The following is a 20563-nucleotide window of genomic DNA, read 5'->3' as shown; positions in this document are numbered from 1 at the left end:
GACCAAAGGCTCTAAATCGTGACCTGGCATTCGACCATGGTAGCGGGCCGAAACTTTTTGAAATCACTACACTGCCCACCTTGCTTTCCGTAGCCAGAGATAACAATTCATGTACCGTGATCGTATCCGCTTGCCTTCGTTGTTGAACAAGGTCATGAGCGCGGCAGACGCCGCTGCACTGATCGAGGACGGCATGACCGTCGGCATGAGCGGCTTCACCCGTGCCGGTGAAGCCAAGGCCGTCCCCCACGCCCTGGCCGAACGCGCCAAGACTTCGCCGCTCAAAATCACGCTGATGACCGGCGCCAGCCTGGGCAATGACCTGGACAAGCAGTTGACCGAAGCCGGCGTACTGTCACGACGCATGCCCTTTCAAGTCGACAGCACCCTGCGCAAGGCGATCAATGCCGGCGAGGTGATGTTTATCGACCAGCACCTGTCGGAAACCGTCGAGCAACTGCGCAACAATCAGCTCAAATTGCCCGACATCGCCGTGATCGAAGCCGTCGCGATCACTGAGCAGGGGCATATCGTGCCCACCACTTCCGTAGGCAACTCGGCCAGCTTCGCGATTTTTGCCAAACAGGTGATCGTCGAGATCAACCTGGCGCACAACCCGAACCTGGAAGGGCTGCACGACATCTACATCCCGACTTACCGGCCGACGCGCACGCCAATCCCGCTGGTGAAAGTCGACGACCGTATTGGCAGCACCGCGATTCCGATCCCGCCCGAGAAGATCGTCGCCATCGTCATCACCAACCAGGCGGACTCCGCCTCTACGGTAACGCCGCCTGACAGCGACACCCAAGGCATCGCCAATCACCTGATCAACTTCCTCAAGCAAGAAGTCGATGCCGGGCGCATGACCAACAAACTCGGCCCGCTGCAAGCCGGCATCGGCAATATTGCCAACGCAGTGATGTGCGGATTGATCGAGTCGCCGTTCGAAGACCTGACCATGTACTCGGAAGTGTTGCAGGATTCGACCTTCGACCTGATCGACGCCGGCAAGCTGAGCTTTGCCTCCGGCAGTTCGATTACCTTGTCGGAGCGACGCAATGCCGATGTGTTCGGCAACCTGGAGCACTACAAGAACAAATTGGTGCTGCGCCCGCAGGAAATTTCCAACCACCCTGAAGTGGTACGGCGCCTGGGCATCATCGGTATCAATACCGCGCTGGAGTTCGATATCTACGGCAACGTCAACTCCACCCACGTCTGCGGCACGCGGATGATGAACGGCATCGGCGGCTCCGGGGATTTCGCCCGCAATGCGCACCTGGCGATCTTCGTCACCAAGTCCATTGCCAAGGGCGGCGCAATTTCCAGCGTGGTACCGATGGTCAGCCATGTGGACCACACCGAACATGACGTGGACATTCTCGTCACCGAAGTAGGCCTTGCCGATCTGCGGGGCCTGGCGCCACGGGAGCGCGCCCGGGTCATCATCGATAACTGCGTGCATCCTGCCTATCGCGATGCGCTCAACACTTATTTCGATGCGGCCTGCGCCATCGGCGGGCATACGCCGCACATCCTGCGCGAAGCACTGAGTTGGCACATCAATCTGGAAGAAACCGGGCACATGCTCAAGGCTTGATGAGTACAGATCCGGGCTGATGCAAAGACAGTTTGATCAGCTCGGTGAACCCACACACACTTATGAAAAAACTGTACTGCTGTACCGGTCATTTCCTACCGAAATATCCCACACCCATGCTCAAAAATAGCAATTTCGCACCCTTTAAGTGCGCACAGGTACAGTTGCCCCAATTTCGTACCGTACAGCCTCGTTAAACAGTTAACTGGCCTCTCACAATACAGGTGAACTGTATCTAGAGAGTCTTGCCTCGGAAGAGGATCATTGGCATCAGTTAAACCACTACCTAATCCCGCCACAAGCGGAAGGATGTCATCATGGAACGTACACTCAGTTCCGAACTGTTCTTCGAAGAAAAAGCTGTAAACACCCAGGCTTCCCTGCCTTTGCGCGTTCTCGCCAACCTGATGTTGTGGCAGCGCCGCATCTCCAGCCGCCACCAACTGGCTCGCCTGGATTCGCGTCTGCTGGCTGACGCCGGTATCAGCGAAGCTCAACGCTACGAAGAGCTGAGCAAGCCGTTCTGGCGCTAAGTGGCGCCCGCTGGCCCTGACCTCACGGGTCCACTGCCAGCACCCTGATTTGTCAAAGCAAAGCCCGCCCCGGGTAACCGGAGGCGGGCTTTGTCGTATCGGTGATTGCGTATTGAAATGACTCAATCCAAGCACACAGGTACAGTTTTAAATTAAGAAAATATGACAGGCACAGTTTAATTGCAGGCTTCCGAATAGCCCGGCACACGCCTAATATCCACTCACCACGTGGCGAACCCTGTAGAGCGTGCGTCTGATGCTCGACAGTCCCAGTCCGTTTCATTGTGGCCGTTTCGCGCCACCTTATTATTCGTCTACAGGAGTTACCCCATGTCCCGTCTTCGCCTGCTGTGCACTGCCGCTGTGCTGACCCTGGCTGCCAATGCCAACGCGAGCAGCCTGATCATGACGACCGACTCGATCGTCGGCGCTCTGAAGGCAACCTCCGATGCCACGTCTGATGCCACTTCATCCCTGCGCGACAACAAGGTCGTACAAGCCGCCCGTGACGACGCCGCCAGCTTTGTCGCCAGCGAAGGCGCCATCCGTGGCGTGAAACTGGAAAGCGCCCTGGCCCAGATCCGCCAACAAGCGCCGCAATTGAATACCGCTACCGATGCACAGCTGGCACAGGCCATCCTGGCTATCTGATCCACGGCAACCAGACGGGAGCGCCCGCCGCTCCCGGATGGCTCGGCGCTGGCTCTCGCCCGGCCGTTGCGCTAGCCTTGGCGCTCGCTTTCAGTTGTAGAGTCCCATGGCTTTTTCATACCGTTCATTGAGTGTTCCTGTTCTGTTTTGCGCCTGCTGGTCACCCCTGGCTTCAGCGTTGGATGTGTCCACACAGAGCACTGTTGTCAGCGTGTATGCCACCAGCAAAGTGACCTCTGCGCCGTTCGACAATAAGTTGGTCCTGGCCGCTCGGGACGATGCTGCCGCTTTCATTGCCACTGACGGCCAATGGCGGGGCGCACGCCTGGAGTCCGCGCTGGACTATCTGCGCCGCACCCAGCCAAAACTTCATGCAAGCGACCTTGAACTGGCGCAAGCAATTCTCGTCCAATAATCATCATTGTATTTCTATCTTTGTCATTGGAGTCACCCCATGCGTAGCCCGCTGATCGTCGCCGCCCTCGGCCTGCTGTTTTTGGCCGATGTCGCCCAGGCGCAAACCTTGAAGGCCACCAGCAACATCGTCGTGCGAGCCTCGGCGCGCACCATTGATTTCACCTCGGACACCACCACCTCCATCCGCGACTCCAAGATCGTGCGCGAAGCCCACGATGACGCCGCCAGTTTCGTCGCTACCAATGGCGAGATCCGTGGCGCCCAACTGGAAGCCGCGTTCGATACCCTTCGCACCCGCGTGCCAGAAGCCCGTGATGCCAGCGACCAGACCCTCGCAGAAGCTATCCTCGCTCTGTGAGGCGCCTCAAAACCTGGCTCCTGGCCGGGGCCGTGCTGCTGTGCGCGAGTACGGCCCAGGCCGGCCTGCAACTGCGGCTCAAGACCGAAGGCTTGAGCCCGGCCGAACAGCAGGCCAGCCAGGCATTGCTGGATGAAGCGCTGCGCTCCTTGCCGCCGCGCTTTGTCGAGCAATTGGACCGACGTATTGATGTCGGCTGGACCGACAAGATGCCTGACAACGCCTACGGCCAGGCGTCCCTGGTGTCCGAGTTGGACCTCAACCAGAACCTGCTCGCCAGCCTGACTGACGGCAGCGCCGCCACCCAGAAAACCAATCGCCCCCACGGTACTGTGCGCCGGGAAATGCTCGCCACCGTGCTGCATGAACTGACCCACATCTATGACCGTGCGCGCCTGTGGTCCCAGGACGAGCGCACGCTGATCCAGCGCTGCAGCCGTCAGAACAACATCACCGGTTTGATCGGCTTGCCCGACCAGTGCCGTGGCCAGAACGACCGCCGCTTTACCCTCAGTGACGACCCACGCCTGTTGGATCTTGCCGGCTGGCCACAATATGTGGGTCGGCGCGGAGAGCGTGAGCAGCACAACCATCAGGTGGTGCGCAGTCCGGACATCTACGAAACCACCAGCCCGCTGGAGTTCGTGGCGGTCAACATGGAGTATTTCCTCCTGGACCCCAGCTACGCCTGTCGCCGCCCCGCGCTGTTCCGTTATTACAAGGATCACTTCGGCTGGGCCCCGCCTGAACAGGACACCTGCGCCAGTACCTATGCCTTCCTGAACGCGGGCAACGATTTCGCCAAGACGCCCCTGGGCCAGATCGATCCGGAGCGCGTGTATGAAATCGACTATCTGCTTGCCGAAGCCAACCAGAACCTGGTGAGCCGTTGGGGCCATAGCATGTTGCGCCTGGTGATTTGTGCGCCGGGCCGCCCGCGTGGCCCGGATTGCCGGCTAGATCTGGACCGGCACCTGGTCTTGTCTTACCGCGCCTTCGTCGGTGACGTCCAGCTGTCGAGCTGGGATGGCCTGGTGGGCAAATACCCGTCGCGGCTGTTCGTACTGCCGCTGGCCCAGGTCATCGATGAGTACACCAAGACCGAACTGCGTGGCCTGGCGTCGGTGCCGCTGAAGCTCAGCCGCCAGGAAATCAACGACACCGTCGAACATGCGGCTGAGATGCACTGGAGCTATGACGGCAACTACTTCTTTATCTCCAACAACTGTGCGGTCGAAAGCCTGAAACTGTTGCGCAGCGGCAGCGCCAACCCGCAATTGACCGGCCTGGACAACATCACCCCCAACGGTTTGCTGGAAGTGCTCAGCGCCCGCGGCCTGGCCGATACCAGCGTATTGAATGACAAGCGCGAGGCACTGCGGCTGGGGTATCACTTCGACTCGTTCCGCGAGCGCTACCAGGCCATGTTCGATGTGCTGCGCAAGCAACTGCCGATCAAGCAGACCCAGGTCGAAGACTGGTTGTCCCTGGATGCGCAAGCGCGTCGCCAATGGTTCAGCCAGGCCGACCTGCGCACCAGCGCCGCGCTGTTGCTGCTGGAGCAGGCCAGCTATCGCAAACAACTGATGCTCGCCCAAGATGAGGTCAAACAACGCTACCTCAATGCCCGCGAGCTGAAATACGGCGGCATGGAGAAAGCCAACAACACGCTGCAGCAAATTCTCGCCAACAGCGGCTTCCTGAGTCGCCCGGCCGAGTTGCTGGACAGTGGGGGTTATGGCCTGCCGCAACCTTCGGAAGCCAAGCGCCTGGAATCGGAGAGCGCCGAACGCCAGAAGCAGTTGCAGTCGTTGACCGGCGAGCTGGATAAAGAGGTGAGGGCGCTGCTCGATCCATCCCGCGCCGCCGAGATTGCCGCCTGTGAAGCCAACCTCAAGCAGGTGGGTGAGCATTTGCGGGCCTTGCACAAAGCCGCCGGCGGCCTGGAACTACCCTGATAGTCTGGCAGCGACCACTATCCAAATGTGGGAGCTGGCTTGCCTGCGATGGCGGTGTCACAGCCATAAGAGATGTTGGCTGATACACCGCCATCGCAGGCAAGCCAGCCCCCACATTTTGTTCTGCACCAAACTGAAGAATGATGCCTGCCCTTCATCAGCTGTTTTCTCAGCGAAAGCTGGCTGAAAGCTTCCCCGTCTAGGATCGCCCTCACTGCCGGCAACAGACCGGCTGTTAACAACAACAATGGTGATTCCCGATGTCCGCTCGTACCCGCCTGTTCGCTCCGACTCCACCCGTACGCCTCGTGCCTTTCGTTCTGCGCTGACCGCCACTCGGTCCGCCATTCCCTAGCCGCGCTACGCCTGGAGTATTCCTATGCTGACTTTCCTTGGCTTTGCCATGGTCATCACGTTCATGTTCCTGATCATGACCAAGCGCCTGTCCGCGCTGATCGCCTTGATCATCGTGCCGATCCTGTTCGCGCTGTTCGGCGGTTTCGCACCGAAGATCGGCCCGATGATGCTCGAAGGCATCACCAAGCTTGCGCCGACCGGCGTGATGCTGATGTTCGCCATCCTTTATTTTGCCTTGATGATCGACTCCGGCCTGTTCGACCCGGCCGTGCGCAAGATCCTCAAGATGGTCAAGGGCGACCCGCTCAAGGTGTCGGTCGGCACCGCCGTGCTGGCCCTGGTGGTGTCCCTGGACGGTGACGGTGCCACCACCTACATGATCTGCGTCGCGGCCATGCTGCCGCTGTACCAGCGCATCGGCATGAGCCCAAGGATCATGGCCGGCCTGATCATTCTCGCCGGTGGCGTGATGAACATGACCCCCTGGGGCGGCCCGACGGCGCGCGCCGCCAGTGCGCTGCATGTAGACCCGTCGGACATCTTCGTACCGATGATCCCGGCCATGGCCGCCGGTGTGGTGGCGATCCTGGTGATTGCCTACATGTACGGCAAGCGCGAACGTGCGCGCCTGGGTGAACTGCACCTGCAGGGCGACGAGATCGACCACAGCGAAATCAGCGTGTCGCAATTCCCCGACGCCCGCCGGCCGAAATTGATCTGGTTCAACGGCGCCCTGACCCTGGCGTTGATGTGCACCCTGATTGCCGGCCTGTTGCCGCTGCCGGTGCTGTTCATGGTGGCGTTCAGTATCGCCATGATCGTCAACTACCCGTGCCTGCAGCAGCAGAAAGACCGCGTCGCGGCTCACGCCGGTAGCGTATTGGCGGTGGTGGGCTTGATCTTCGCCGCCGGTATTTTCACAGGCATCCTGTCGGGCACCGGCATGGTCGACGCCATGTCCAAGAGCCTGTTGGCGGTCATCCCAGAAGCGATGGGCCCTTACCTGGCGGTGATCACCGCGCTGGTGAGCATGCCGTTCACCTTCTTCATGTCCAACGATGCGTTCTACTACGGCGTACTACCGGTACTGGCCGAAGCTGCCAGCCATTACGGCATCACCGCGGTGGAAATGGCGCGGGCGTCGATCGTCGGGCAACCCGTGCATTTGCTCAGCCCACTGGTACCCTCGACGTACTTGCTGGTTGCTCTGGCGGGTATCGAATTCGGCGATCACCAGCGCTTCACGCTCAAGTGGGCAGTGTTGGTGTGCCTGTGCATAATGTTCGCCGCATTGCTGATGGGGATTTTTCCGCTGTTCAGCACTCTATAATCGTACCGACTCACTCACCGCGCGGCGCTACAGCTTGCGCGGTTAACACTTGCTCAAAGGAATACACATGGAATGGCTGACCAATCCGGAAATCTGGATTGCCTTCTTCACCCTGACGGCCCTTGAGATCGTCCTGGGCATCGATAACATCATCATGATTTCGATCCTGGTCAGCCGCATGCCCAAGCATATGCAGGCACGCACTCGGATCTTCGGCCTGGCGTTGGCCATGGTCACGCGCATCCTGTTGCTGCTGTCGATCACCTGGGTCATGCAACTGACCGCCGACCTGTTCGTGGTGTTTGGCCAGGGCATCTCCGGTCGTGACCTGATCCTGTTCTTCGGTGGCCTGTTCCTGCTGTGGAAAAGCTCCCAGGAGATGTACCACGCGCTGGAAGGTGAAGATGAAACCCAAGACGAGCCCAAAGGCGCCGGTGGCAAGTTCATCTACACCATTATCCAGATCGCCATCATCGACATCGTGTTCTCCCTGGACTCGGTGATTACCGCCGTCGGCATGGTTTCCCACGTGCCGGTGATGGTTGCCGCCATCGTCGTTGCGGTATTGGTGATGATGCTGGCTGCCGGCACTATCAGCGAGTTCATCGACAAGCACCCGTCGCTGAAAATGCTGGCGCTGTCGTTCCTGCTGGTAGTGGGTACCGTGCTGATCGCTGAATCCTTCGACGTACACGTGCCAAAAGGCTACGTCTACTTCGCCATGGCGTTCTCGCTGGCGGTGGAAGCGGTGAACATCAAGATGCGTACCGCCATCGCGAAAAAGAAGAAACAGCAGGACCCGGTGAAACTGCGCAAGGACATTCCGGGTCAGTAAATTTGACCCGCGAGTGATCGTTCCCACGCTCCGCGTGGGAATGCCCTCTCGGACGCTCCGCGTCCGCAAAGTGACGCAGAGCGTCACAGGATGCGTTCCCACGCCGAGCGTGGGGAACGATCTTCATGACAGTTTTGTTTCAATCCCGAGTTTAGCTATGCGATGCTGGCGCAGAGCCCATTCGCCAACTACAGCTTAGGTACAAGACGTAGAGCGGCACGCGGTAACTTTCCTTCGCTCCTGCTGGAGCGCACCCACACGGGGGGCCGAGCATGCTGACCTTGCTCAATCTGCTTTCCGCCGTGACCCTGCTTATCTGGGGCACGCATATCGTCCGAACCGGCATCCTGCGGGTCTACGGTTCCAATTTGCGCCAAGTCATCGGGCAGAACATGTCCAAGCGCTGGCTGGCATTTGTCGCCGGTATCCTGGTGACGGCCATGGTGCAAAGCAGTAACGCCACCGCGATGCTGGTGACTTCGTTTGTCGGCCAAGGGCTGATGAGCCTCACGCCGGCCTTGGCCACCATGCTTGGCGCAGACGTCGGCACGGCCTTGATGGCGCGGGTGCTGACGTTCGATTTGTCCTGGCTGTCGCCGCTGCTGATCTTCCTCGGGGTGATTTTCTTCCTGTCGCGCAAGCAGACGCGAGCAGGGCAGCTGGGCCGGGTCGGAATCGGCCTGGGCCTGATCATCCTCGCGCTGCAGTTGATCGTCGAAGCCGCCGGGCCCATTACCCATGCCCAGGGCGTCAAAGTCATCTTCGCTTCGCTGACCGGCGATATCTTGCTGGACGCCCTGGTGGGCGCGCTGTTCGCCATGATTTCCTACTCCAGCCTTGCTGCGGTGTTGCTCACGGCCACCCTGGCCGGTGCCGGCGTGATCGGCTTGCACGTGGCCATCGGCTTGGTGATCGGCGCCAACATCGGCAGCGGTGTACTGGCTTTTCTCAGCACCAGCATGCAAAACACTGCCGGTCGTCAAGTGGCCCTGGGCAGCCTGTTGTACAAATTGATCGGTCTGTTGCTGATCATTCCGGTGCTCGACCCGCTCGTAGGCTGGATGGACGGCCTGGACTACAGCGTCCAGGGCATGGTCATCACCTTCCACCTGCTCTACAACGTCAGCCGCTGCCTGATCCTGTTACCCACCATCGGGCCCATGGCACGCCTGTGCGAATGGCTGCTGCCGGAACGCCCCGAAACCAATGGCAAGGCCAAGCCACGCCATCTGGACCTGGCCTCATTGAATACCCCAAGCCTGGCCCTGGCGAACGCCGCCCGCGAAACCCTGCGCCTGGGTGACTTGATCGACAATATGCTCACTTCGATGCAGGAAGTGCTGCGCGGCAATCAAACCGCCGTTACCCAAGAAATGCGCAGCCTGAGCGATGATGTCGAAGCGCTCTACAGCGCGATCAAACTCTACCTGGCGCAAATGCCCCGTGAAGACCTGAGTGAACAGGACAACCGCCGCTGGGCCGAAATCATCGAGCTATCGATCAACTTGAAATTGGCCGGTGACCTGATCGAACGCATGCTGCGCAAAGTCCAGCAACAGAAGACTTCGCAACGCCGGCAATTTTCCGAAGTGGGCCTGGAGGAACTCAGTGGCCTGCACAGCCAGTTGATCGCCAACCTGCGCCTGGGCCTGTCGGTGTTTCTCAGCGGCGACCCGGAAAGCGCCCGCCAATTACTGCGCGAAAAGCGCCGCTTCCGCGCCCAGGAACGCCGCCTGGCCCACGCCCATGTCAGCCGCCTGCAGCGCAAGATCGTGCAGAGCCTGGAAACCAGCTCCCTGCATCTGGAACTGATTGCCGACATGAAACGCTTGAACTCGTTGTTTTGCAGCAGTGCTTATGTAGTGTTGGAAACGTCCGACACCGGCGCGCTCTCTGCAGAAAGTATTGCCGACATCACCCATTCGCCCTGAACGTACGCCCGCGAGCGAAGTCAGTTAACAATGGACCTCATTCGCCAGGAAGCTTGTTATGCGTCGCCTGTTACTCGCCTGCCTGCTCTTGGGCTCGGTACACACCTTTGCCTTTGACCGCCTGCAAGTCGAGGGCTACACCTTGCCCAACGGCCTGCAACTGCTGCTCAAACCGGGCACCGAGCGCGGGCACGTGGCTATTCGCCTGGTGGTTGGGGTGGGCCTGGACGACTTCGGTTGCGAAGAAAAAGAACTGCCGCACTTGTTCGAGCACTTGCTGTTCAGCGGTATCGACAGCGGCGGCGAAGGCGACCTCGAAGACCGCATGCAAGCCCTGGGCGGCGAGTGGAACGCCTACACCAGCAACGCCGACACTACCTTCGTGATCGAGGCGCCCGCGCAGAACCAACGCAAAGTACTGGACCTGCTGCTGGCAATCCTCACGCGCACGCAACTGACCGACGCTCATATCAACGCCGCCAAACAGGTGGTGGAGCGCGAAGACGGCGGCCATTACTCACACTTGCAACGCCTGCTGGATCGCCAGGACCTCGGTCACAGCGCCAGTAACCAATTGGCCGTGGAGTTGGGCCTCAAGTGCGCCGAACGCGCCGAGGTCAGCCACCTCACCCGCGACCAGTTGGAGAAGCTGCGCAAAGAATGGTACGCGCCGAACAACATGACCCTGATCGTCGTCGGCGATCTCGACAAACTGCTGCCCGCCTACCTGGAACGCACCTATGGTCAACTCGACCCAGTGGAGCCGAGCGAACATCGCCCCCTCCCGGAAATCCAGCATACCGCCGCCAGCCACCGCGACCTGATCCGCGGCTGGGTGGGCGATGGCGCCAAGCTGCACTGGCTGTTCCCAGAGCCTGTGCTGGACGACCAGCACGATGAAACCTACAACCTGCTCAAGGACTACCTCGACTGGGCGCTTTACCGGCAACTGCGCCTCAAGCACGGTTTGTCCTACGGCCCGTGGGTGGAACGCGAAGTGCTCGGCGGCGTTGGGTTCCTCAGCCTGAATGCCGACCTTGAGCGAGAAAACCTCCCTGAAGCCGAGCAGGTCTTGCAAGACCTCAAGGCCCAGTTGCTCAAGGATGGCCTCGACCCAACGGTATTCACACGCCTGCAACAAGCCGCCATTGCCCGCCAAGCCTGGGCAGTGCAAGGCAACAGCGCACTGGCCGACTATTACTGGAGTGCGGCCGGCGACTATTCCAATGGACGTTTCAGCGACCCGGTCAAACGCATCAAGGCCGTGAGCCTGGCGCAAACCAACCAGGCCATGCGCGAAGCGTTCCAGCAGCCGGGCTACTGGCGCATCGAAAAACCGCTGTTGAGTTATGACGCCTTGACCTGGATCGGTGCGGGCGTACTGGGCCTGATCATCCTTGGTTTGATCGGCCTGAGGCTTTATCGCAAACCTGTTGAGTAATGAGGCGCAGAATATCGGGCCAAGGCGTTATTCTGTCTGAGATTTTTCCCACAACCAGTGAACCGCCCATGCCGAACTTGCCGCCCCTCATCCAGCGCGTTATAGAACTGATCAAGCGCTACCCAGGGGTGATCGCACTCGGCGGTTTCATCTCGGGGGTGGGCAGCTTCATCCTGGTAGACCGCCAGCAGGGCATGGCCAGCTGGATCGCGGTGATCATGCTGGTGAGCTGGTTGTGGCTGATGCTGGAGAACAGCTTTACGCAACTGTTCACCAAAGTCTTCAATCGCGAGATCCCCGAACCGCTGCTGCGCTACGCCACCCAGATGATCCACCAGGAAAGTCTGTTTTTCGTCCTGCCGTTCTTTTTCGTCACCACCGCCTGGAACAGCGGCCAATCGTTGTTCACTGGCCTGCTCGGCGCAGCGGCGCTGGTGTCGATCATCGACCCGCTGTATTACAAATGGCTGGCGCCCAAACGCTCGCTGTTCCTGGCCCTGCACACCCTGACCCTATTCGCCGCGTTGCTGACCGCACTGCCGATCATCATGCACCTGACCACCGCCCAGAGTTACAAACTGGCGTTGGGCGTGGCCATGGTCCTGTCGATCCCGAGCCTGGCCGTCAGCCTGCCGCTGCGTAGCCTCAAGGGCTGGGCGATGCTGCTGGGGGTAACGGCCGCCATCGGCTGCGCCGGCTGGTTCCTGCGCAGCTGGGTACCGCCTGCCACCCTGTGGATGACCGAAGTCGCCATCAGCACCCAACTGCAAGACCGTACGCCGGGCGACGACCTCAAGCAAGTCACCGCCGCCCAATTGCGCAGCGGTGGGCTGTATGCGTACACCGCCATCAACGCACCACGCGGGCTGGATGAGCGGATCTACCATGTGTGGAAATTCAACGGCCAGGAAGTCGACCGCATTGCCCTGGACATCCATGGTGGGCGCAAGGAGGGCTATCGCGCCTGGACCCACAAGCAGAATTTCCCGGGTGACGCCGTGGGGCGCTGGCAAGTGCAGGTGCTCACCGAAGACGGCCAGGTCATCGGCGTTCTGCGTTTCAAGGTGATAGACACAGCACAAGCGGACAACCCAAAGTAAGCCGGATCGTGCTATTACGTAGCAATTGTGGATAGCCAAACAAGCTCGGAGCTTATGACCACTCGCACGACGGCCGGCGCGGCCCATCTTGATACGTCCAGCACCCCGCCTTCGCTACGGATTACCGGCGACTGGACGCTGGCCCACTATGCCCACCTGAAGAAGCTGTCGGCCACACTCGACGGCCAATATGACGCCGGCGCCCCCATTGACCTCAACGGCCTCGGTGCGCTGGATACCGCCGGCGCCTCGCTGCTGGTGGAGCTGCTGGGCCCTGCGCGCATCGAACATTCTGCCGAACAAACTGACTGCACCCTGGCAGCCGCCGACCGTGCCCTGCTCAAGACCGTCTACCGCTCCCTGAATGACTTTTGCGTACCGATCAAAGAGCCGGAAGAGGCCGCCGGCATTCAAGTGTTGGCTCGCATCGGCCGCGCAGTAGACACGGTCTGGCAAGACGCAATGAAGCTGTTGGGCTTTATCGGCCTGATCCTCGAAACCTTCGCCCGCGGTATTTGGCGGCCCAAGCGCTGGCGCCTGACGCCCATGGTCGCCCACATCGAACAGACGGGCCTGGATGCGGCGCCTATCGTCGCACTGCTGACCTTTCTGGTCGGCGCCGTCGTGGCCTTCCTTGGCGCCACCGTGCTCAAGAGCTTCGGCGCGACGATCTTTACCGTGGACCTGGTGGCGTTCTCCTTCCTGCGTGAATTCGGCGTGTTGCTCACCGCAATCCTCATCGCCGGCCGTACCGCCAGTGCATTCACCGCGCAAATCGGCTCCATGAAAGCCAACGAAGAAATCGACGCCATCCGTACCCTGGGCCTGGACCCCATGGAGCTGTTGGTATTGCCGCGCGTGCTGGCGCTGCTGGTGGCGTTGCCGATGCTGACTTTCCTGGCGATGCTCTCGGGGATCGTCGGCGGTGGCGTGGTGTGTGCGGTGGCCCTGGATATTTCGCCGGCGATGTTTCTTTCGCTGCTGCAATCGGACATTGGCGTGCAGCACTTTCTGGTGGGCATGGTGAAGGCGCCGATCTTTGCCTTTTTGATCGCGGCCATTGGCTGCCTGGAAGGTTTCAAAGTCAGCGGCAGTGCCGAGTCAGTCGGCGCGCACACCACATCGAGCGTGGTGCAATCGATCTTTGTAGTGATCGTGCTGGATGCGGTCGCGGCGATGTTTTTCATGGAGATGGGCTGGTGAGTCGTCTACACCGTGCGCCCACTGAGGCGGTGATTGAAGTGCGTGGCTTGTGCAATCGCTTTGGCAGCCAAAGCGTGCATGAGAACCTCGACCTGGATTTGTACAAAGGCGAGATCCTGGCGGTGGTGGGGGGCTCTGGCAGCGGTAAATCCGTGTTGTTGCGCAGCATCGTTGGCCTGCGGCGCCCCAGCGAAGGCGAAGTACGGGTGTTCGGCAAAAACCTGCCGAGCCTGCCTGAACATGAACGCTCACTGGTAGAACGCCGCTTTGGCGTACTGTTCCAGAAGGGCGCGCTGTTTTCCTCGCTGACGGTGACCGAGAACGTGGCTCTGCCATTGATCGAGCACGCCGGCCTCAGCCGCGCCGATGCCGAGCACTTGGCGGCGGTCAAGCTGGCCCTGGCGGGGTTGCCGCTGTCGGCGGCCGACAAATACCCGGCCTCGTTATCCGGCGGCATGATCAAACGTGCCGCCCTGGCCCGCGCACTGGCCTTGGACCCGGACATCCTGTTCCTGGACGAACCCACCGCCGGTCTCGACCCCATTGGCGCGGCGCAATTCGACCAACTGATCCTCACCCTGCGCGATGCGTTGGGCTTGAGTGTGTTCCTGGTCACCCACGACCTCGACACGCTGTACACCATCACCGACCGTGTGGCGGTGCTGGCGCAGAAGAAAGTGCTGGTGGCCGACGCCATCGATGTCGTGTCGGAAACGGACGACGCCTGGATTCACGAATATTTCCACGGCCCCCGGGGCCGCGCGGCATTGGATGCCGCTCAATCGCTCAACGAGGTATGACATGGAAACCCGAGCCCATCATGTGATGATCGGACTGTTCAGCGTAATTGTGGTGGTCGGCGCGATGCTGTTTGGCCTGTGGCTGGCCAAGTCCAGCGTCGATACCGCCTTCCAGGATTACGAAGTGATCTTCAACGAAGCGGTCAGCGGCCTGTCCCAAGGCAGTGCGGTTCAGTACAGCGGCATCAAGGTGGGCGATGTCATCAGCCTGCGTCTGGACCCCAAAGACCCACGCCGCGTCCTGGCGCGCATCCGCCTGGCCGGGCAAACGCCAATCAAGGAAGACACCCAGGCCAAACTGGCCCTGACCGGTATCACCGGCACCTCGATCATCCAGCTCAGTGGGGGCACCCCGCAGAGCCCGGAGCTCAAGGGCAAGGACGGCAACCTGCCGGAAATCATCGCGTCGCCATCGCCTATCGCACGCCTGCTCAATAACAGCAACGACCTGATGACCAGCGTCAACCTGCTGCTGCACAACGCCAACCACCTGTTCTCGCGGGAAAACGTCGAACGCCTGAGCAACACCTTGGATAACCTGCAACAAACCACCGGCGCCATTGCCGAGCAACGCGGCGACATCAAGGTGGTGATGCAGCAATTGATGCAGGTGAGCAAACAGGCGGGCGCGGCGCTGGAGCAAACCACCGTGCTGATGCGCAGCGCCAATGGTTTGCTCAGTGAACAAGGCAAGCAAGCCTTCGGCAGCGCCGAGCAGGCGATGAAATCCCTGGAGCAAAGCACCGCCACCATCAATACCTTGCTGACCAATAACCAAGACTCGGTGAACAGCGGCATGCAGGGCCTTAACGAGCTGGCGCCAGCCGTGCGCGAGCTGCGTGAAACCCTCGGCTCGCTGCGCGCCATCTCTCGCCGCCTGGAAGCCAACCCCAGCGGTTACCTGCTGGGCAGTGACAAGAACAAGGAGTTCACGCCATGAAGCGTGCTTACCACATGATCGTCCCCATGGCCCTGGCACTGGTCAGCGCGTGCTCGATCCTGCCCAAGCCGGACCCATCGGACGTGTACCGCCTGGCGTCCGCCCAACCGGCCAGCCAAGGCACGCCGGTGAGTTGGTCGCTGCGCGTGACCAAGCCGCAGACCAGCGAGTTTCTTGATAGCCCGCGCATCGCCGTAGTGCCAGATGGCAACTTGATCAGCAACTACGCGAATTCACGCTGGAGCGACCCGGCGCCGGTGCTGCTGCGTAATCGCCTGCTGGATGGCTTCCAGCGCGACGGGCGCGTGACGCTGTTGAGTACCGACGAGACCAACCTGCAAGCCGACTATGAACTGGGCGGGCAGTTGCAGGCGTTTCAGAGTGAGTATCGAGGCAAATCGGTGGAGGTGGTGATTCGTCTCGACGCGCGATTGGTGCGTGGGCGTGATCAAAGGATTATCGCCAGCCGCCGGTTTGAAGTGAGGCAGCCGATGAGTGACGCCAAGGTGCCAGCGGTGGTGGCTGCTTTTGGCCAGGCTGGGGATCAGCTGAATAAGCAAGTGGTGGATTGGGTAGTCAGCCAGGGCAATACCGCTCTGAAACCTTGAAGGCCTCATCGCAGGCAAGCCAGCTCCCACATTTTACTGCGTTCACACATCAAACTGTGGGAGCTGGCTTGCCTGCGATAACGATTGTGGCCTTAACCAAAAAACCAGTAGCACACCGAAATAGCCGCGACCACACCAGCAAACTCCGCGAACAACGCACATCCCACCGCATGCCGCGCCCGCTGGATGCCTACCGAGCCGAAGTACACGGCCAGCACATAAAACGTGGTTTCAGTACTGCCCTGTATCGTCGCCGCCACCAACGCCGCAAAGCTGTCCACACCCTGGGTCTGCATGGTCTCGATCAGCATCGCCCGTGCCGCACTGCCGGAGAACGGCTTGACCATTGCGGTCGGCAGAGCGTCGACAAAGCGCGTATCCAGGCCAGTCCAGGCCACCACATGGCGAATCCCTTCCAGGCCGAACTCCAAGGCGCCCGAGGCACGCAACACGCCAACCGCACACAGCATCGCCACCAGATAGGGCAGTAGGTTCTTGGCTACGTCGAAGCCTTCCTTGGCGCCTTCGACGAATGCCTCGTACACCTTGACCTTGCGCAACGCGCCGATCACCAGAAACAGCATGATCAAGCCAAACAGCGTGAGGTTGCCCAGGATCGACGACAAACCGGCCAGCGCTGTGGCAGACAGGGTCGCCAGCAGCGCCATGAAGCCGCCCAGTACCAGCGCGCCGGGGATCAGATAGGCCAGCACCACCGGGTCCCACAAACGCAGGCGCTGCATCACCGCCACCGACAGCAGGCCCACCAGCGTCGAGGCGCTGGTGGCCAGCAGGATCGGCAGGAACACCAGCGTCGGGTCCGCAGCGCCTTGCTGGGCGCGGTACATGAAGATGGTCACCGGCAACAGCGTCAGCGAGGACGCGTTGAGCACCAGGAACAGGATCTGAGCGTTGGTCGCCGTATTGGGGATGGGGTTGAGCTCTTGCAGCGCCTTCATGGCTTTCAGGCCGATGGGCGTGGCGGCGTTGTCCAGGCCCAGGCCGTTGGCGGCAAAGTTGAGGGTGATCAAACCGATCGCGGGGTGCCCGGCGGGCACTTCCGGCATCAGGCGGCGAAACAGCGGGCCGAGGGCCTTGGCCAGCCAATCGACGATCCCGGCTTTTTCGGCGATCCGCAGAAAGCCCAGCCATAACGTCAGGGTACCGAACAGCAGCACCATGACTTCCACCGATAATTTGGCCATGGCGAAAATGCTTTCGACCATCGCCGCGAAGATCCCGGCGTTACCGCCCACCAGCCATTGCGCCAGCGCTGACACCATTGCCACGACAAAGAAGCCAAGCCACAGGCCATTGAGCATCAGATAAATCCCCCGAAAGATGGGGCGAATGATAACGGGGCTGGCAGAAACGACAAACCCCGGAATTCTCCGGGGTTTGTTTTCGATCAATCTGCAATCAGCTACGGGTGGCTTGTGCCGTAGGCAGGGCTTCCTTGCTGCGCCAGTGCGGCAGGGAATTCCAGTAGCGCTCGCCCTTGGCGTCGTCGTACATGCCTTCCCAACGGGAGATAACCAGTACGGCCAAGGCATTGCCGATCACGTTCAGGGCGGTACGCGCCATGTCCATCACACGGTCGACACCGGCGATAAACGCCAAGCCTTCCAGTGGGATGCCCACGCTGCCCAGCGTCGCCAACAACACCACGAAGGACACGCCCGGCACGCCGGCGATACCTTTGGAGGTCACCATCAGGGTCAGTACCAGCATCAGTTGCTGGCCGATCGACAGGTCGATGCCATACAGCTGGGCAATGAAGATGGCCGCGATGCTCTGGTACAGGGTCGAACCGTCGAGGTTGAACGAATAGCCGGTCGGCACCACGAAGCTGCAGATCGCTTTCGGCGCGCCGTAGGCTTCCATCTTCTCGATCACACGCGGCAGCACGGTTTCGGAGCTGGCGGTGGAGTAAGCCAATACCAACTCATCTTTGAAGATGCGGATCAGCTTGAGGATCGAGAAGCCAAACAGGCGTGCGATCAAACCCAGGACCGCGAAGGCGAAGAACAGGATCGCGACGTAAACCAGGATCACCAGCTTGGCCAGCGGCAGCAGCGAGGCGAAGCCGAAGTTGGCGACCGTCACCGCGATCAGCGCGAATACACCGATAGGGGCGTACTTCATGATCATGTGGGTGACTTTGAACATGCTCTCGGACACGCCCTGGAACATGGTCACCAGCGGTTCGCGCAGTTCAGGCTTGAGACTCGACAGGCCCAGGCCGAACAACACCGAGAAGAAGATGATCGGCAGCATCTCGCCACGGGCAACAGCGGCGAAAATGTTCGAGGGGATCAGGTTGAGGATGGTCTCGATGAACGCATGTTCATGCTGCACTTCGGCGGCAGTCGCCTGGTACTTGGAGATATCGACGGTACCCAGGGTACTCATGTCGATGCCAGCGCCTGGGTGGAACAGGTTGGCGAGCAACAGGCCCACCACGATGGCGATGGTGGTGACGATTTCGAAGTAGAGGATGGTTTTGACGCCGATACGACCGAGCTTTTTCGCGTCGCCTACACCGGCAATGCCGACGATCAGCGAAGAAATCACAATCGGGATCACGATCATCTTGATCAGGCGGATAAAGATATCGCCCGCCGGCTGCAACACATTGCTGATCCACCAGGCCTTTTCAGCACTGAAATGGTTGAGCACGGCACCGATTGCAATGCCCAGTACCAAACCGATGAGGATCTGCCAGGCGAGGCTTAGCTTTGCCTTCTTCATGTCATTACCCTTGCTTCAAGTGGACTTACGGCAAATGCGCCAGCTGCAACGCTCGAAAGCGAAAAAGTGTGTGCATCTGCCTCCATGGAAGGTCACCGCAGCGTGGCCGAAATGGCTTACTGGCAGGCGAAAAAAGGCGCAACTATTCCCATGCAAGGGAGCGACGTCTAATGCCGTAAACGCCTACCCTATGCCGAATCGGCATGGCTTTTTTTGAAAATATTTGTCCAAACGGTCAGTTCGTATCCGCCATTCGAGCGGGTGAATATGCCGTTAAGCAGCCAAATCAGGCTCGCGCAGAGATACTGGACGACTTCGATTGGCTGACAGAAATGTCTGAGAAATCCATCACCTAGGGCCGGAAAGATCCTATAGCGCGATTGAAAAATTCTCGATAGATGGTCACGCCGACATACCCAGTAATGGTTGGCCAGACGCAAAAAAACAAAACTGCGGCTATAGGCGGCATGAAACGCGGGAATGAGAGTCATAAGCCCGCCGCAAGTTCAGCAAGCTTGAGGTCTTGTGAACTTGCGTCGCAGCTTTTCGCCTGACCCGGCCCTTGCGCAGGTACTCCCTGTACCCGTAGGTCACGCCGATCCTGATCGATCAGAGCAACCCGGCCCCCTGGTCATGCATCACTCAAGGAGCGATGCAAACAGAAAGAAGCACAAGGGCTTCCTTCTATGGACGCCGGCTCCGTCAGACGGAACCTAGTACCAATTCGGATCTTTCTTGAGCTGTTCCATCAGCAGCTTTTGCATACCCTCGTCCGGCTTACCGAGGAAACGGTAATCGGCGTGCCGTGTCGGGGACTTGTCCGCTGGCAAACCCGCCGGGACTTCCACCAACATGGCGTAGGCATCTTCCTTGTCGAGGCTGAAGGCAACGATCAGGCGCTTGTTCAGGCAGGTGTCTGCGGTTTCACAAAGCGGCCCGACCAAGTACTTGTCGCCATCTTCCTCAACGGCATTCATTTGCTCGGCCGTGCCCGACAGGTTCATCACCCATTCGGGCAGGCGTTCCTCTTTCTTCACCACGTCTTGCCAGGTTTCACGGTACTGCGGATCCGCGCTGAGCAATTCGTTAGCCCGGGATTGGCCGTCGTTGGCGGCCATGGCCAGGCCGCTGCCGCCAAACAGCAGGGCGGCAGCAAGGGCTTTAAAAGGCAGGCTGACCATATTCAACCTCGGCCTTTGCGACCAAAGAAGAACGAAGCGATAAACATCACCAGGAAGACCACAAACAGGATCTTGGCGATGCCGGTGGCGGTGCCAGCGATACCACCGAAGCCCAGGACTGCGGCCACAATGGCGATGATCAGAAATGTGATTGCCCAACTCAACATGGTGATTCTCCTTATGCTTCTATAGGGGTAACAGCGGTGATACCGTGCAGCCGCTCAACACGAGCGACATTTTTTACCTAGAACACCCAACGGTCATGGGCCGGCAGTTCGTCCAGAGTGGAACCCTGGTCTACCAGGCTCAATTGCGGGGCAGTCACATCGGCGCTGGCGCTGCCAATGGAACGAAAATGGGTCTGGGTCATGACAGGACGTTCAAATTGCGGGGCTGGCTGCGCACGCTCCTGCCAATGCTGCAACTGCTGGCCGGCAATCAACGTGACCATCAAGGCCAGGCTGGCGAACAGGCCCTGCTGCAAGCGCAGCGGCGATACACGCAATTGGCTGAGGCTTTGGCGAGTCATGCTGCATTACTCCCGCATTCTGATTATTCGTTCATGA

Annotated in this window: 20 protein-coding genes; 15 read left to right on the top strand and 5 right to left on the bottom strand. The window is 60.0% G+C overall.

The window, feature by feature from the left end:
* Positions 1-109 precede the first annotated feature (109 nt).
* From JFT58_RS03380 to JFT58_RS03310, 15 genes are all read left to right on the top strand, one after another.
* Complete coding sequence (locus JFT58_RS03380; protein WP_054897221.1) at positions 110-1603, top strand: acetyl-CoA hydrolase/transferase family protein; 1494 nt, start codon at positions 110-112, stop codon at positions 1601-1603.
* Positions 1604-1920: 317 nt separating this feature from the next.
* Entirely contained in the window at positions 1921-2136 is a 216-nt protein-coding gene (locus JFT58_RS03375; protein ID WP_003187413.1) for a DUF1127 domain-containing protein, read from the top strand.
* A gap of 330 nt (positions 2137-2466) precedes the next feature.
* The gene (locus tag JFT58_RS03370; protein WP_034136006.1) at positions 2467-2787 is read left to right on the top strand and encodes a DUF2388 domain-containing protein; all 321 of its coding nucleotides are present in this window, start codon (positions 2467-2469) and stop codon (positions 2785-2787) included.
* A 106-nt stretch (positions 2788-2893) separates the two neighbouring features.
* Complete coding sequence (locus tag JFT58_RS03365; RefSeq protein WP_054897222.1) at positions 2894-3202, top strand: DUF2388 domain-containing protein; 309 nt, start codon at positions 2894-2896, stop codon at positions 3200-3202.
* A gap of 39 nt (positions 3203-3241) precedes the next feature.
* Complete coding sequence (locus JFT58_RS03360; protein WP_003187408.1) at positions 3242-3562, top strand: DUF2388 domain-containing protein; 321 nt, start codon at positions 3242-3244, stop codon at positions 3560-3562.
* Positions 3559-5520 carry a DUF7844 domain-containing protein gene (locus JFT58_RS03355; RefSeq protein WP_054897223.1) on the top strand — a complete coding sequence of 654 codons (1962 nt, stop codon included), beginning with the start codon at positions 3559-3561 and terminating at the stop codon, positions 5518-5520. Before JFT58_RS03360 ends, JFT58_RS03355 begins: the two co-directional genes overlap by 4 nt.
* A gap of 379 nt (positions 5521-5899) precedes the next feature.
* Entirely contained in the window at positions 5900-7207 is a 1308-nt protein-coding gene (locus JFT58_RS03350; protein WP_003187405.1) for a CitMHS family transporter, read from the top strand.
* 67 nt (positions 7208-7274) lie between these two features.
* A complete protein-coding gene (locus JFT58_RS03345) occupies positions 7275-8042 on the top strand; it encodes a TerC family protein (RefSeq protein ID WP_003187403.1) in 768 nt (255 codons plus the stop codon).
* 272 nt (positions 8043-8314) lie between these two features.
* Entirely contained in the window at positions 8315-9973 is a 1659-nt protein-coding gene (locus JFT58_RS03340) for a Na/Pi cotransporter family protein (RefSeq protein WP_003187402.1), read from the top strand.
* A 58-nt stretch (positions 9974-10031) separates the two neighbouring features.
* On the top strand, positions 10032-11414 hold the full coding sequence (locus JFT58_RS03335; RefSeq protein ID WP_054897224.1) for a M16 family metallopeptidase: 1383 nt from the start codon (positions 10032-10034) through the stop codon (positions 11412-11414).
* 68 nt (positions 11415-11482) lie between these two features.
* Positions 11483-12514 (top strand): DUF5924 family protein, encoded by a 1032-nt coding sequence (locus tag JFT58_RS03330; RefSeq protein WP_003187399.1) that lies wholly within the window; start codon positions 11483-11485, stop codon positions 12512-12514.
* Between the two features lie 54 nt (positions 12515-12568).
* A complete protein-coding gene (locus tag JFT58_RS03325; protein WP_054897225.1) occupies positions 12569-13717 on the top strand; it encodes an MlaE family ABC transporter permease in 1149 nt (382 codons plus the stop codon).
* Complete coding sequence (locus JFT58_RS03320; protein ID WP_014716351.1) at positions 13714-14517, top strand: ABC transporter ATP-binding protein; 804 nt, start codon at positions 13714-13716, stop codon at positions 14515-14517. Before JFT58_RS03325 ends, JFT58_RS03320 begins: the two co-directional genes overlap by 4 nt.
* Before the next feature lies 1 nt (position 14518).
* Positions 14519-15457 carry an MlaD family protein gene (locus tag JFT58_RS03315; RefSeq protein WP_003187394.1) on the top strand — a complete coding sequence of 313 codons (939 nt, stop codon included), beginning with the start codon at positions 14519-14521 and terminating at the stop codon, positions 15455-15457.
* A complete protein-coding gene (locus tag JFT58_RS03310) occupies positions 15454-16065 on the top strand; it encodes an ABC-type transport auxiliary lipoprotein family protein (RefSeq protein ID WP_054897226.1) in 612 nt (203 codons plus the stop codon). Before JFT58_RS03315 ends, JFT58_RS03310 begins: the two co-directional genes overlap by 4 nt.
* Before the next feature lie 92 nt (positions 16066-16157).
* Here the strand turns inward: JFT58_RS03310 and JFT58_RS03305 are convergent, their stop codons facing one another.
* The 5 genes from JFT58_RS03305 to JFT58_RS03285 all read right to left on the bottom strand — a co-directional run bounded on the left by JFT58_RS03305 (position 16158) and on the right by JFT58_RS03285 (position 20526).
* Positions 16158-17387 (bottom strand): nucleoside recognition domain-containing protein, encoded by a 1230-nt coding sequence (locus JFT58_RS03305; protein ID WP_054897227.1) that lies wholly within the window; start codon positions 17385-17387, stop codon positions 16158-16160.
* Between the two features lie 97 nt (positions 17388-17484).
* Complete coding sequence (gltP, locus tag JFT58_RS03300) at positions 17485-18816, bottom strand: glutamate/aspartate:proton symporter GltP (RefSeq protein WP_003187390.1); 1332 nt, start codon at positions 18814-18816, stop codon at positions 17485-17487.
* Between the two features lie 713 nt (positions 18817-19529).
* Positions 19530-19997: an inhibitor of vertebrate lysozyme family protein gene (locus tag JFT58_RS03295; RefSeq protein ID WP_054897228.1), complete on the bottom strand. Its 468-nt coding sequence runs from the start codon at positions 19995-19997 to the stop codon at positions 19530-19532.
* Between the two features lie 2 nt (positions 19998-19999).
* Entirely contained in the window at positions 20000-20164 is a 165-nt protein-coding gene (locus tag JFT58_RS03290) for a DUF1328 domain-containing protein (RefSeq protein ID WP_003187386.1), read from the bottom strand.
* 77 nt (positions 20165-20241) lie between these two features.
* The gene (locus JFT58_RS03285; RefSeq protein ID WP_020301400.1) at positions 20242-20526 is read right to left on the bottom strand and encodes a hypothetical protein; all 285 of its coding nucleotides are present in this window, start codon (positions 20524-20526) and stop codon (positions 20242-20244) included.
* Positions 20527-20563 lie beyond the last annotated feature (37 nt).

Origin of the sequence: Pseudomonas sp. MF6767 (assembly GCF_016405475.1) — a bacterium.
Classification (GTDB): domain Bacteria; phylum Pseudomonadota; class Gammaproteobacteria; order Pseudomonadales; family Pseudomonadaceae; genus Aquipseudomonas; species Aquipseudomonas paracarnis.
The sequence above is the reverse complement of the archived record's forward strand: the minus strand, read 5'-3'. Positions and strand labels throughout refer to the sequence as shown.